General features: G+C 72.2%; 10 protein-coding genes and 2 pseudogenes. All 12 read right to left on the bottom strand.

The features are described 5' to 3' along the window. Window positions 1–3,785 (bottom strand): type I polyketide synthase (locus tag UK82_RS27760; protein WP_152990040.1); only part of this gene is annotated, 3,785 nt, incomplete at its 3' end. Window positions 3,786–3,835: 50 nt separating this feature from the next. Continuing rightward, window positions 3,836–4,438 (bottom strand): SGNH/GDSL hydrolase family protein, encoded by a 603-nt coding sequence (locus UK82_RS27765; RefSeq protein ID WP_044887897.1) that lies wholly within the window; start codon window positions 4,436–4,438, stop codon window positions 3,836–3,838. A gap of 77 nt (window positions 4,439–4,515) precedes the next feature. Continuing rightward, window positions 4,516–4,677, bottom strand: a pseudogene (locus tag UK82_RS40600) (FAD-binding monooxygenase); the annotation flags it as partial. Window position 4,678: 1 nt separating this feature from the next. Next, window positions 4,679–5,751: pseudogene (locus UK82_RS27770) on the bottom strand (NAD(P)/FAD-dependent oxidoreductase); the annotation flags it as partial. Between the two features lie 164 nt (window positions 5,752–5,915). Continuing rightward, window positions 5,916–7,724 (bottom strand): long-chain fatty acid--CoA ligase, encoded by a 1,809-nt coding sequence (locus UK82_RS27775; RefSeq protein ID WP_055410268.1) that lies wholly within the window; start codon window positions 7,722–7,724, stop codon window positions 5,916–5,918. Between the two features lie 134 nt (window positions 7,725–7,858). Next, window positions 7,859–8,800 carry a LysR family transcriptional regulator gene (locus UK82_RS27780; RefSeq protein ID WP_044887894.1) on the bottom strand — a complete coding sequence of 314 codons (942 nt, stop codon included), beginning with the start codon at window positions 8,798–8,800 and terminating at the stop codon, window positions 7,859–7,861. Between the two features lie 149 nt (window positions 8,801–8,949). After that, window positions 8,950–10,230 carry a cytochrome P450 gene (locus UK82_RS27785; protein ID WP_236706528.1) on the bottom strand — a complete coding sequence of 427 codons (1,281 nt, stop codon included), beginning with the start codon at window positions 10,228–10,230 and terminating at the stop codon, window positions 8,950–8,952. Between the two features lie 37 nt (window positions 10,231–10,267). Further along, the gene (locus UK82_RS27790) at window positions 10,268–11,167 is read right to left on the bottom strand and encodes an acyl-ACP desaturase (RefSeq protein WP_044887893.1); all 900 of its coding nucleotides are present in this window, start codon (window positions 11,165–11,167) and stop codon (window positions 10,268–10,270) included. Between the two features lie 11 nt (window positions 11,168–11,178). Beyond that, a complete protein-coding gene (locus UK82_RS27795) occupies window positions 11,179–12,045 on the bottom strand; it encodes a cyclopropane-fatty-acyl-phospholipid synthase family protein (protein ID WP_044887892.1) in 867 nt (288 codons plus the stop codon). Then, on the bottom strand, window positions 12,042–12,302 hold the full coding sequence (locus tag UK82_RS27800) for an acyl carrier protein (protein ID WP_044887891.1): 261 nt from the start codon (window positions 12,300–12,302) through the stop codon (window positions 12,042–12,044). Before UK82_RS27800 ends, UK82_RS27795 begins: the two co-directional genes overlap by 4 nt. Then, window positions 12,299–12,904 (bottom strand): PaaI family thioesterase, encoded by a 606-nt coding sequence (locus UK82_RS27805; RefSeq protein ID WP_055410270.1) that lies wholly within the window; start codon window positions 12,902–12,904, stop codon window positions 12,299–12,301. The genes UK82_RS27800 and UK82_RS27805 overlap by 4 nt, the downstream gene beginning before the upstream one ends. Next, entirely contained in the window at window positions 12,901–13,686 is a 786-nt protein-coding gene (locus tag UK82_RS27810) for a ferritin-like domain-containing protein (RefSeq protein ID WP_044887889.1), read from the bottom strand. The genes UK82_RS27805 and UK82_RS27810 overlap by 4 nt, the downstream gene beginning before the upstream one ends. Window positions 13,687–13,689: the final 3 nt, after the last annotated feature.

Consider the following 13,689-nt stretch of genomic DNA (forward strand, 5'->3'; position numbering starts at 1 on the left):
CCGGTCTTCTCCGCCACCACCTCGATCAACGCACCCCGCACCGCCGCACGATCGACGGCACCACCGACGCCAGGGGCATCCGGCGTGACCGGCTGGGCCGGTATCGGGAGCTGGGCCGGTATCGGGAGCTGGGCCGGTATCGGGAGCTGGGCCGGAGCAGGGGTCGAACCAGGAGCAGGGGTCGAGCCAGGAGCAGGGACCGGAGCGGGGACCGGGGGCGTCACGGTGATCGGGGGCGCGGTGATCGGGGGCGCGGCCAGCGCTGCCTGGGTCGGCGGGAACTCGCGGGGAGCGGCCGGTGCCGGCGCGAACGAGGTCGGCCCGAACGAGGTCGGCAGGGCGGGTCGGTGTCCACCGCCCGGCGCCGGGGCACCGGAGTCTGCCGTCGCCAGTTCGAGCGCGGCGAGCTGGGCCAGCACCTCGTTGGCCCGGGTGTGCGTCTGGCCGATGGCCACGCTCTGGCCTGCCACGGTGGCGACCGCCTCGGTGAACCGCTCGTCGGCCTGGCCGCGGCGCTGGTACTCCTGCAGCGCGCCGACGAGGCGGTTGGCCACGTCGAGCTGGCTCTCCAGGTAGACCGCGTGCAGGTTGACCTGCTGGGCGAGGATGTCGGCCCCGGCGGACAGGCCGGCTCCCCCGTCGGCTGGGACGGGCTGCGGGTGATGGGCGGCCACCGGCTCGGGGAGGTACCCGCCGCCGTTGCGGCCCGCGCCGTTCACGGGAGCGCTGTCGAGCAGGCCGGCGCCGTTCAGGTCGTGGTGCGCGCCGGCACCGTTCACACCGGCACCGTTCACACCGGCACCGTTCGCGCTGGCGGGGACGTAGTCCACCGTGGTCACCTCGGACGTGAGCTCGGCCCGGGGGGTGGGCAGGGCGGCCGCGGCGGGGGCGCCCGCGGCGGTGATGCGGTAGCCGTCGCCGAGGGCGGCGGCGTGGGCCGCCCGGCGCGCCGGCGGGGTGTACTCGGGCGCGGACAGGGTCACCGTCGGGCCCTTGGCGGGGACCGCCTCGAACGGGTCGGCCTGGTGGCGGTTGAGACCGGACAGGTCGACGCCGAGCACGGCGAGCTGGACGGCGGCCTGCTTCAGGGCGACGTCGGAACTGCCGAGGGGGCCCGCGTCGGTGGGGATCGCGACGACGTCGGCGTCGGGGAGGATCTGGCGGACGAGCCGGGTCAGCACCTGCTTCGGGCCGAACTCGACGAAGATGTCGCAGCCGGCGGCGTGGGCGGCGCGGACCGCGTCGACGAACTCCACCGGCTCGAGAAGCTGGCGGGCCAGCACGGCGGCGTTGGCGGCGCTGTCGGAGCCGTAACCCGCGCCGCGGGTGTTGGAGTAGACCGGCGCGGCCGGCTCGCCGATCCCGACCGTGCTCAGCGCCTCGGCGAAGCGGTCGACCGCGTGGGCGACGTAGCGGGTGTGGAAGGCGGCGGACACCGGCAGTGGGCGGGCGTCGAGCCCCTCGTCCGCACAGCGGCGGACGAAGGCGGCGACCGCCTCCGTCGGCCCACCGACGACGACCTGTTCCGGGGCGTTGTGGTTGCAGATCACCAGGTCGGGGTGCTCGGTCAGCATCGCGGCGACCCGGTCGCGCGACGCGGGCACCGCGGCCATGGTGCCGCGGTCGCCGGTGTCGTCGGCGGGGGGCGCCATGGCCAGGCCACGCTCGCGGGCGAGACGGAAGTAGCCGGCGGCGTCCAGGGCACCGGCGGCGTGCAGCGCGGTGAGCTCACCGAAGCTGTGGCCCAGGTAGCCGGCGGGACGCAGGCCGAGTTCGCGCAGGTAGCGGAACTGGCCGACGGACAGTGCGCCGATCGCCGGCTGAGCGTGTTCGGTGGCGCGCAGGGCCACCTCCTGCTCCTGGCGCAGCGCCGCGGAGAACACCGGTGGCGGGAAGACGATCGGCGCGAGCCGCCTCTCGGCGCCGTCGAACGCGGCGTTGGCCTCGTCGAAGGCGGCCCCGACCGGCGGGACGCCGATCGCGGCGTCGAGGCCCATGTCGAGGTACTGGCTGCCCTGCCCGGCGAACAGGCCGGCGACGGTGACGCCTCGCCGGGCCGCACGGCGGAAGTGCACGCCGCGGGGATGCGACCATTCGACCGCGTCCGGGGCCCGCTCGAGCTGGGCGAGCGCGAGTGCGCGCAGCTCGTCGACGCCCTCGTCGTCGACGGCGACGAAGCCGACCCGGGCGGCGTCGGCCGGGATGGGCCCGTCGCCGCCGGGGGCGCCCGAACGCAGCAGTTCCAGCAGCGCGGGAACGTCCGGGGCGTGCCACAGGTGCGCGCGGGCCGTGCGGTGCAGCACCTGCACGGCCGACCGGTCGCCCGAGTGCTCCTCGAGGACCACGTGGAAGTTCGTCCCGCCGAAGCCCATCGCGGACGCGGCGGCCCGGCGCGCCGGCCGGTGCGGGTCACGGATCCACGGCCGGTTCGCGACGTTGACGTAGAAGGGGGCGTCGGTGAAGTCGACGGCGCTGTTCGGCCGCTCGACGTTGATCGTCGGCGGCAGCACCTTGTGGTAGAGACCGAGGGCGAGCTTCATCAGGCTGGCCGTGCCGGCGGCGCCCTTGGTGTGGCCGATCTGGGACTTCACGCTGCCCAGCGCCGCGTAGTTGCGCTCGTCGCCGGCATCGCGCAGCAGGCCGCCGAGCGCGGTGAGCTCCGTGCGGTCGCCGACCGCGGTGCCGGTGGCGTGGGCCTCGAACAGCTCCACCGACGCTGGCGAGCAGTCGGCGTCGTGGTAGGCGCGGTCCAGCGCCACCCGCTGCCCCTCGGCGCGGGGGGCGTAGATGCTCTTGGACCGGCCGTCGCTGGACGAGCCGATGCCGCGGATCACGGCGTAGATCCGGTTGCCGTCGCGCTGGGCGTCGGCGAGGCGGCGCAGCGCCAGCATGCCGATGCCCTCGCCGAGCAGGGTGCCGTCGGCGTCGTCGGAGAAGGGGCTGATCGTGCCGCTCTTGGACAGCGCCTGGACCTTCGAGAAACACAGGTAGATGAAGATCGTGTTCTCGGTGTCGACGCCGCCGGTGATCATCGTGTCGGCGCGGCCGTCGACCAGCTCCGCCACGGCGAGGCGGACCGCGGACAGCGACGCCGCGCAGGCCGCGTCGACCGTCGTGTTCATCCCGCCGAGGCCGAGCCGGTTGGCGACCCGGCCCGCGACCACGTTGGCGAGCAGGCCGGGAAAGGAGTTCTCCTCCCAGGGCGCGAACGCCTCGACGTACTTGCGGCTGATCGCGTCGGCGTCGGCCTCGCTCAGCCCGCAGCTACGCACCGCCTCGCGTAGCACCGGCGTGGACAGCCGGGCCGCAAGCGGGTGCATGAGGGGGACCGGGCCGGTCGTGCCGAGCACGACGCCGGTGCGCCCGGAGTCGTACCAGTCCGCGTCCGCTCCCGCGGCGTCGCGGGCGCCCGCGTCGCGCAGCAGGTCGCGGGCGACGCCGAGGCTGAGGGTCTGCATCGTGCTGGTGACCTCGAGCTGGTTCGGCGGCAGGCCGAACTCCAGCGGGCTGAACTCGACGTCCGGGATGAAGGCGCCGCGCCGCGAGTAGGTCTTGTCCGGCGCGGCGGGATCGCTGTCGTAGTAGTCGTCGAGGTCCCACCGCGACGGTGGCACCTCGGTCGTGCAGTCCACCCCGTCGACGACGTTCTGCCAGTACTCGCGGTGGTTGCGGGCCATCGGGAACAGGCCGGACATGCCCACAATCGCGATCGGGGTCCGGGCGAGCCGGCGGTCGTCGAAACCGTCGGGCTCGGACGGGCTCAGGGGGAGCGCTGGCTGGGTCACGATTTTCCCTTTTCCCTTCTCTGCCGGGCGACGCCGGCGGACTGGGCGGCTCAGGCGGCCGTCAGCCAGGACGTGCGCTCGACGAGGTCCGCCATCTGCTCGGCGAACAGGCGATGTCCCTCGGCGTTGGGATGCAGGCCGTCGGGGCTCCACAGCCGCCGCCCGGCCCAGTCGGAGTGGGCGGCGATGTCCAGGTGCAGCGTCCCGGTCGCCTCGCACACCTCGCGCAGGACGCTGTTCGCGAACACGAACCGCTCGCGCAACAGGCCGCGGAACTCCTCCGGCAGCGGCAGGTTCGCGGGGATGTCGGGGTAGCTGGCGGTGAACACGGTGGTGTCCAGGCCCGCCAGCGACCGGAAGATCGTGTCGAGGTTGCGGGCGAACCGGTCGGGATCGAAGTCCTGGACGAGATCGTTGACGCCGACCACCACGCCGATCAGCGGCGACTTGCGGGCCAGGGCCGGGCGCAGCTGCCGGTCGACGACCTGCTGCGTGGTCGTCTGGTAGGCGCCGAGGTTGCGGACCTCGCGGGCGGCCACGCCCATCCGCCGGGCGAACCGGCTGGCCCAGCCGATGTAGGTGCCGTCGGCGGCGACGTCACCACGGCCCTCGACGAAGCTGTCGCCGAGGGCCGTGAACCTGACTGCGGGCATGTTCGGGGGCCTTTCGTGGCGGTCGGCGGCGCAGATGGCGCCCGGCCGAGCAGTGGCGGTCGGCGGCGCGGTCGCGCTCAGGAACGGGTGAGAATCCTCCGGTCGGCCGGCATGTTGACGTCCTCGTAGAGCCGCTCGAGGTTCGCCGGGGCGAAGAACTCCTCGCCGGGAATTCCGCCGGCGATGAGACCGAAGAACTTCGTCGTGTATTCCGGGCTCATGCTGGTGGCCCGGAACACNGAGTCGTAGTAGGGAGTGAGGCTGAGTTCCGCGAGGCTGCAGGTGAGTTCGAAGGTGCCGTTGCTCTCGGCATCACGGATCTTCGTGTACTCCTCGACCGCCTCATCGATCGGACGCGAACCGGAAAGACCCTCGTGCAGCTTCTCCGCGAGCACCTCGGTGTACTTCAGTGCGTCGGTGATACCCCAGCCGGTGAACGGGTCCTTGTGGTATCCGGCATCACCGACGAGCGCCCAGCCGGGGCCGGCGGAACGGCGGTAGAAGTTGTCCGGGTAGGCCATGGCGCGGAAGTTCTCCGCCCGCTTTCCGTTCGTGCGCAGGTCCTCGCCGAGTTCGGGCACGACCTGGTCGATGATCTCGTGGAAGCTGCCCTCGACGTTGGCCCGGAACTCGCGCATCCGCTCCTTGCGACGCATCACGGCGACGAGGTGCTGGTCGTTGTGCGTCGGCCACGCGCCGAGCTGCTGCTCACCGAAGCCGGTGCGGTGCTGGAACGTCCAGTCCAGCCCGTCATAGTACGAGTAGTAGACGAAGCAGGCCGCGGGGACGGACCGGTAGATCTCGGCCCCGACCAGGCCCGCCACGGTCGAGTTGCGGCCGTCGGCACCGACCACGAACCGGGCGGTGAACTCGCGTTCCGGGCCGTCGCCGATGCGTCCGCGCACGCCGGCGGCGCGCCCCTCGGCGAAGATCACGTCGGTGACGGTGAACCCCTCGACGACCTCGGCGCCGGCCCTGCGCGCCTCGTCGACGAGGATCTCGTCGAGGATCGTCCGGCGCGGGGAGTACACCTCGGTGATTCCGTCGATCGGGTCCGCAAAACCCTCGAGAAAGATGTCCGTGTAGGAGAACGTCAGATGCCGCATCGCCGGCGGCTCGGTGGCGACGAGACGGTCCAGAATGCCCCAGTCCTGAAGTCGGGACAGGCCGGCCTGATGAATGTAGTGCGTGGAGACGGTGTCGCTCGGAAAGGTGGCACGGTCCACCACGAGCACCTTGTGCCCGCGCCGCGCGAGCAGCATCGCCAGGGGCGATCCGGCGCAGCGCGCGCCCACCACGATGACGTCGTACATGGCATTGTCCTCCCGTTGTAGACCGCCGGCGGCCGTCCGGCGGCCGCCGGCAGCGCAGCGTTCGGGCCGGCTACCTTGTCATGGTGCTGATCGGTCAGATCGTCGGTCAATGGACAGGCCGACATCTCATCGGCCGATAAGCCCACTCAATCGAGTGGCGCAGATCACTGGTAAAGAAATGCGATCGCTTCGGTGAATTCCCGCTCGATGATCGCGCGGCGCAGCTTCATGGAAGGCGTGAGATGGCCGCGCTCGACGGTGAAGTCGCCGTCGAGCACGCGGAACTTCCGGATCGACTCGGCCCGGGAGACGAGGCTGTTGGCGTCGTCGACGGCGAGCTGGAGCTCGGCGAGCAGCCGCGGGTGCTCCCGCCAGTCCTGCGCGCCGTCCAGCGGCACGCCGTTCGCCGCGGCCCAGGCGGCCAGCGGCGCCGGGTCCACGGTGATCAGCGCCGAGACGAACGGGCGGGCCTCCCCGACGACCATGCAGTTGCTGACCAGCCGGTGCAGGCGCACCCGGTCCTCCAGCGGCGTCGGCGCGACGTTCTTGCCGCTGTTGGTCACCAGGATCTCCTTGCGGCGCCCGGTGATGACCAGGTAGCCGTCTGGGTCGAGGCGGCCGACGTCGCCGGTGTGCAGCCAGCGGTCCTCCTCCGGCCCGGTGGCGTCGCGGCCGACGGCGCGCTCACCGGCCGACCAGTAGCCGGGCGAGACGTTGGCGCCCTGGACGAGCACCTCCCCGTCGTCGGCGATCGCGACCGTCGTTCCCGGGATCGGCCGTCCGACGGTCCCGGGCCGGTTGGTGGCCGGGGCGTTCACCGTGACCGCCGTGGCGGCCTCGGTCAGGCCGTAGCAGTTCAGCACGTTGACGCCCGCGCTGGCGAAGAACGCCGCGGTGGTGTCGTCGAGCGAGGCGCCGCCGCAGATCACCTGGGTCAGCCGGCCGCCGAACGCCGCGGAGACGTCGTCGGAGGGCAGGTCCCGCACCCGCTTGCGGATCTTCTCCAGCGCGTACGGCACAAGGGCGAGGAACGTCGGGCGGATCTGCGCCATCGCGGGCAGCAGCTCGGGTATGCCGGGGAGCAGGACGGTGCGCGTCCCCGCGTACAGGCAGGCGAACAGGATCGTCTGGCCGAACACGTGCGACAGCGGCAGGCACAGCGCCGTGGTGGCCTGCACCGTGGCCTGCGCCGTGGTGGCCTGCACAGTGGCCTGCGGGCCCTGCTCGGCGGTGCGGAACAGCTCGCCGGTCTGCTCCACCGTGCCCGCCGAGGAGGCGAACATGTTGCGGTGGGTGAGCATGCAGCCCTTCGGCAGGCCCGTGGTGCCGCTGGTGTAGATGATCATCGCCAGGTCGTCGGCGCGGACCTTGCCGGCCCGCTGGGCGAACTCCTCGTCGAGCGCGGCCCGCCGTGCCCCGGCGTCGGTAGCGGCAGCGGTATCGGCAGCGATAGCGGCAGCAACAGGGGTAGCGGCAGCAACAGCGGTCGAGCCCGCCGCCGCGGCCACCCAGTCGTCGACCTGTTCCAGGGGCCACGCCGGGCGGCGCAGCCCGGCGGCGCCGGCCTCGCTGACCTGCCGCACCTGCTCGTCGGTCTCGGCGAACGCCCACGCGGCGCCGGAGTCGGTCAGGACGTGGCGGACCTGCACCGCCGACGCCGTCGGGTACACGGGGACGATCACCGCGCCGACACCGAGGGCGGCGACGCTCAGCAGCGCCCAGGGATAGCCGGTGCGCCCCATGATGGCGACCCGGTCGCCGTGCGCGACTCCGAGGGCCAGCAGCTCGGCCGCCACCGTCCGGGCCTGGTCGGCGAACTCGCCGCTGCTGATCTCGTGGATCGCCTCGCCGGGAAGGTCGGTGCGGCCCAGCAGGGGCCGCTCGGGATGCGCCTGGGCGCCCCCGTCGACCACGGACCAGAGTCCCTGGTCGTCCGGCAGGACGGGGCCGCCGGCCGAGGTGGATTTCTGCACGTGTCATCACCTTTCCGCGTGGCGCGGACGCAGCCATCCGCACGGTGAAGTGCGTTCCAGCATTTCACGCCCGAGTCTCGGATTATTCCGAGAACGCGGCAAGGCGCTTTCCCTGAATGAACGGTCGGCCTTTCCTATCGCCTCACTCTTGATTCGGCGTGACCGTATGCTGGAACCTGGAAAGGCCGGGCCGCCTCGATACAGTCGACGAAGATGTCCACCAACGGCGCCGAATTCGCCGCCCGCCAGACCACGTAGAGATCCAGGGTGGGTACCGGGTCGTAGAGCTGGACCGCGGCCGGCCGCGGGCCCCCGACCGCGGAGCCGATGTTCAGCCCGCGCGACGCCGAGGCGAACCCGACCAGCGGTTTCACCGACACGATGATGGTGGTCGCGCTCGGGTCGTCCACCTCGTGGGCGACCGACAGGGTGATGCCGCTGGCCTCGGCGGCCGCCTGGATCGCGTCGTACATCGCCGGGCTCTTCTCCCGGGCGAACAGGACGCACTGCTGGCGGGCAAGCTCCCCGAAGGGAATGCCACCGCGCCCCGCCCACGTGTGCCCATGGCCGACGACCGCGACGAGCGGCACCCGGAAAAGTCGCCGGGAGCGGAACTCGGGCGAGGTCGGACGACCGTAGACGATGGCGATGTCGAGATCGCCGGCGGCAAGCGCGGAAAGCTGTGGACCGGTGCGCTGCTCCACCAGCGTGACGCTGACGTCGGGATATTCGGCCGACATCTTCGTGAGCGCGGCCGGGACGACGTGCTGACCGCCGGGGAAGTTGTACCCGACGCTCACCACCCCGGTCCGGCCGGCCGCGACCTCGCGGGCGGTGTGGGTGGCCTTGCGCATCTGCGAGATGATGGCCCGCGCCTCGGCCTCGAAGGCCTTTCCGGCGGCGGTGAGCCGGACATCATGGGACGTCCGGGCCACCAGCTCGACACCGAGACTTCGTTCCAGTCGTTGTAGTTGTTGACTCAGGGATGGCTGCGAAAGATGTAGTCGAGCGGCAGCGCGGCCGAAATGCAGCTCGTCCGCGATAGCAAGGAAGGACACCAGGTGCCGCAACTCCATTGCCACCTCCACAGGGGCGTCGAGCGCAAGCCTAACGGTGCCAGATAACCTCTGGTGAACCGCACCTTCCCGCCGCAAGTCACCGGAGTGTCGGACGCCTGCCGAGCGGCGTGAGCCCCGCCACACCCGGCTGGCCGGCGCTGGAGGACTCAGCTGTCGATCCGCACCGGCAGCTCCGCGATGCCACGCACGACGAGGTTGGGACGGTAGGGCGGCGGGTCGACCAGCGGCGTCAGCCGGGGTGCGCGCAGCGCCAACGTCCGCAGCAGCAGTTCCATCTCCAGACGCACCATCGGTGCGCCGATGCAGTAATGGTGCCCGCGGCCGAAGGCGAGATGGCGGGGCACCGCGCCGCCGCCCGCGTACCGGGCGAGGTCGAGCCGCTCGGGGTCGGCGTAGAGCTCGGCGTCGCGGTTCGCCGACGCGAGCAGGATGATCACCCCGTCGCCCGCGGTGAACCGCTCGCCGAGCACCTCGACGTCGCGGGTGGCGACCCGGGTCGTGAGGTGCGAGGGGGTGCAGTAGCGCATCAGCTCGTCCACGGCCGGCGCGGCCAGGTCCGGGTCCGCCCGCAGCGCCGCGTACTGGTCGGGGTTGCGCATCAGCATCAGGAACGTGCTGGAGATCAGGCTCACCGTGGTCTCGTGGCCGGCGACGAGCAGCACCACCAGGGTCGCGAGCATCTCGTCGCTGGTCAGCCGATCGCCCTCGGCCTCCGCCAGGGCCAGCGCGCTGACGAGGTCGTCGGCCGGGTCGGCACGCCGGCGGGCGACGAGATCGGTGAAGTACTCCCGGAACGCCGCGGCCGAGTCGCGCCGCAGGTCGATCTCGGCCTGGGACAGCAGGATGTCGGGGTCCAGTCCGCGGGCGAGCCCGAAGGACATCGATCGCACCGCCGCGTGGTCGGCCGCCGGCACGCCCATCAGCTCGGCGATCATCGTCAGCGGCAGCGGGTAGGCGATCGCCTCGACCAGGTCGGCCTCGCCCGCGGCGATCGCGGCGTCGACGAGCCCGCCCGCGACCTCGGTGACCCGCGCGCGCAGCCCCTCGATCCGCCGCGCGCTGAACGCCTTGCCGACCAGCCGGCGGATCCGGGTATGGTCCGGCGGTTCCATCCACAGGAACGACGTCGGCAGGTCCGATCCGTCGCTGTCGGGATGCATGATCTCGCCTTCCTCGGCGTGGCTCCACGCCGAGTCCTGCAGGATCGCCTCGACCTCCCGGTAGCGGGTCACCAGCCGCAGGCCCAGCGGGCCGGGCGCGAACGGACCGGCCTCGCGCAGGACCTGGTAGTTGGGGAAGGTGTCGTGATGCCAGGCGGGGTCGAAGATGTTCAGCGCCGCCTGGTCCACGGTGAGATCCGCCGGCGGGGTCAGGGCCGTCGCGGTACCGGCGGCCAGGACGGGAGACGTGTCGGTGCCGATGTCCACGGCGGGCTCCTGGGGTGGGGACGGCGGGCGGAGGCGGTCAGCGCGGCGCGGGGGTCGGATCCGTCGCGCGGCAGGCCCGCACGAACCTGGCCAGTTCGTCGACGCGGTCGGACGGCGCGTCCACCGCGCGGCGCACGACCCGGACGAGGTGGTCGTAGGCCTCGGTGTGGTCGTAGTGGGCGGTGTCGGCGATCCGCAGCGCCCAGCGCCAGTAGCCGCGCAGCGTGTCCGCCAGCGGCATCCGGAACTGCGCCACCGCCTCGCGGATCGGTTCGACGACGGCGTCGCCGTAGCGGCGCAGGTAGAGGTCGACCATGTCGGCCATGAACGTGAAGTGGCGGGCCTCGTCGCGGCTGAGCCGGCCCAGGACCTCGGCGAGCACCGGGTCACCGACGACGGCCCGCAGGTTCTGGTAGTAGATCTGGGTGGCCTTCTCCTGCACGAGCGTGTAGGCGAACAGCGCGGCCGGGTGCTCGTGGGGCAGCGCGAACTGCTTGCGCCCCTCCTCGGCGAGTTCGCGGCGCAGGGCCGCCGGCTGCGCGATGCCCGACTCCACCTGGTAGCGGAACAGGGCGCGGGCGTGGCTGTCCTCCTCCTGCGCCCAGCGCACCGTGAAGTGGTAGATCTCGCGGTTGAGCAGGAACGTCTCGACGTCGACGTCGCCGTCGAGCGGGAACCGGCTGCCGTAGAGGGCGAAGTAGCCCGGCAGGTGATCCTCGATGAACGTGATGAACCGGACGGCGGAACGCTGGCCCTCGGTGAGCCGGTCGGCGTCGGCCGCCGCCCAGTCGAAGGCGGTCTCGACGTCCCACCGACGGGTCACCGGGGAGGCGGCCATGAAGGCGGTGACCGCCCGGTCGAGGTCCTCGGCGGGCAGTCCGACCGACCGGGCGGGGATCGCCGGGATCGTCGGGTGGGGGTCGCTCGTGGTCGTCATCGTTCCTCCGGTCAGCGGGCGTTGCGGCAGACCAGGGCGTAGTGCTTGGTCGTGAAGCCCCACCCGGCGTTCGCTACCTCCAGGTAGCGGGTCAGCTCCGCCGACGTGCCCGGGCGCAGCTCGTCGATCGCGGCCGCGCCGGCGGCGACGCGCTCCAGCCAGTCGTCGATCGTGCGGCGGTAGTCGTCGGTGAGGTCGTCGACGCTCGTCACCGAGAAGCCGGCGTCCTCGACCGCGCGCACCAGCTCCGACAGCGGCCGCATGTCACCCCAGCCGAAGATCGAGTTACGCACGAACTCGGTGCCGGCGCGGCGGTCGAACTCCTCACGGGCCGCGGCGTTGCGAAAGCAGCTCTCCGAGACGTAGAAGTGGCCGCCGCGGCGCAGCATGGACCGGGCGCGGCGCACCGCGGCGTCGACGTCGGGCATGTGGACGATCGAGCCGAGCATGGTGACCGCGTCGAACGAGCGCGCCGGGAGCTCCACGTCGGCGAACTTCCCGACGCGGGTGGAGACGAGATCGGTCAGGCCCAGCTGCGCGGCGCGGGCGGCGATGAACTCGTGCTGGCGCCCGGCCGGGCTGACCCCGGTCACCTCGGCGCGGTACTCCCGCGCCATGAACAGGATCAGCGATCCCCAGCCGCAGCCGACGTCGAGCAGCCGCTGCCCGGGGGCCAGTCGGAGCCGGTCCGCGACGAAGTGCAGCTTGGCGACCTGCGCCTCGGCGAGGGTGAGCCCGGGGCGCCGGTAGAGCCCGGAGGAGTACTTGCGCAGCGGGTCGAGGAACAGCCCGAAGATCTCCGGGTCGAGGTCGTAGTGCTGGTTGGTCTCGCCCGCGGGCGCGGACGGGGCGGCGGCGAGCTCGGCGGAGGTGGTCACGCGGCCTTCACCTGCAGCGCCTCGCGGACGACGCCGGCCAGCTCCGCGACGGAGGAGACGGTGAAGACGTCCTCGTCGTCGAGCTCGATGTCCCAGGTCTGCTCGACCTTGGCGACGACCCGCAGCAGCCGGACGGAGTCGGCGCCTTCGATGGCGCGCAGGTCGGTGTCGGCGGCGAGGGACTCGGCGGGCACGGCGAGTTCCCGGGCGACGATTTCGGTGATCTGCCGGAGGATGCCGTCAGCGTCGGTGGTCACAGGGTCTCCTCAACGGGGACGGGGCCGTCCGGGGTGCTGGACGGCGCCGGGGCGGTGGACAGCGCCGGAGTGGGGAGCGGCGCCGGAGTGGGGGACAGCGCCTGGTGGAGTCGGTCGGCCTCGGGGTTGGTCAGGGCGATGCGCTCCCGGGCGGTACCGAAGGGGACGTTGCGGTAGGTCGCGGACGCGCTCACGACTCCGACGCCGTCGGCGTCGATGATCTCCGCGGTCGCGCTGATCAGGGGCGAGCCGGCGGCCCCACCGGCCCCACCGGCGCTGCCGGCGCCGAGGCGGGCCACGCAGGTGTAGCTGCGCCCGGTGGCGACCGGGGCGAGGTAGCGCGTCCGCATGCTGACGGTGAAGGCCACCAGCCCGGTGCGCACGACGATGAGGTTGCCCATCGTCTCGTCGCAGACGACGCCGAGCAGGCCGCCGTGGACGACCCCCGGGTACGACTCGTAGCTGCGGCCAAGGTCGAAGGTGGTCTGCAGGCCCTCGGGGTGCTCGGCGAACTCAAGCGCGAGGCCGTGGGGGTTGTGCGGCGAACAGCCGAAGCAGCGGTAGTCCGCCAGGACCGCCCAGGGCAGCTCCGGGGCGGTCACGCCAGCGCCTCGGCGAGACGCCGGCGGACGCGGCCGTTGGTGCTCAGGTCCAGTCCGGTCAGCGCGGCGAAGGCCCGGCGGATGTTGTCCTGGAGTCGGTCGAGCTCGCCCTCGGTGGCGATGCCCGCGAGGAACATGTCGAACGCGGTGTCGATGGTCTCGTGGTTCGCGACCTCGGCCAGCCCGCTCTTGAACACCCCGACCGGATGCTTGATCCGCGCCTCGGAGGTGTAGACGTACAGCGTCTCCAGCACCGAGGGCAGCTCGTCGGGGTACGCCGCCAGGCGCCGGCGCGCGTAGTGCAGGAACTCGCGGGCGTGGCCGGCCTCGTCCCGGCTGGCGCGCAGCATCAGCGAGCGCAGGACCGGCTCGTCGACCCAGGCGGCCACGGACCGGTAGACGTGGTTCACCGTCAGCTCGGAGATGATGTTCGTGGCGAGCGTCGCGCTCGGCGTGGTGCCGGGCGCGTAGGGCGCGCGCATCGCCTGGACGGGGGCGGCGGGCATCGCCACGCCGACCGCGTCCAGCCAGGTCCGGAACGCGAAGTGGTGCTGCAGCTCCTCGTAGCCCCAGACGGCGACGAAGGTCGAGAAGTCGTAGTCGTCGAACTCGTTGAGGAAACCGTGCTGGGCGGCGATCGAGTTGGCCTCCCCCATCACGGAGCTCTTGACCATCGTGACGTACTCGGGTCGCACGCGGTCGCGGTCGATGTCGTCGAACGGCAGTTCGGCGAGGGTCCAGCGCTTCTGCTCGTAGTGGCGGAAGACGTCGTAGCCGTGCATGTC

Origin of the sequence: Frankia sp. ACN1ag, from assembly GCF_001414035.1 — a bacterium.
Taxonomy (GTDB): Bacteria; Actinomycetota; Actinomycetes; order Frankiales; family Frankiaceae; genus Frankia; species Frankia torreyi.

What these genes read in the sequence shown, in the direction of transcription:
- UK82_RS27765 (WP_044887897.1), bottom strand. Translation starts at nt 4,438, where the DNA reads ATGCCCGCAGTCAGGTTCACGGCCCTCGGCGACAGCTTCGTCGAGGGC.
- UK82_RS27780 (WP_044887894.1), bottom strand. Translation starts at nt 8,800, where the DNA reads ATGGAGTTGCGGCACCTGGTGTCCTTCCTTGCTATCGCGGACGAGCTG.
- UK82_RS27790 (WP_044887893.1), bottom strand. Translation starts at nt 11,167, where the DNA reads ATGACGACCACGAGCGACCCCCACCCGACGATCCCGGCGATCCCCGCC.
- UK82_RS27810 (WP_044887889.1), bottom strand. Translation starts at nt 13,686, where the DNA reads ATGCACGGCTACGACGTCTTCCGCCACTACGAGCAGAAGCGCTGGACC.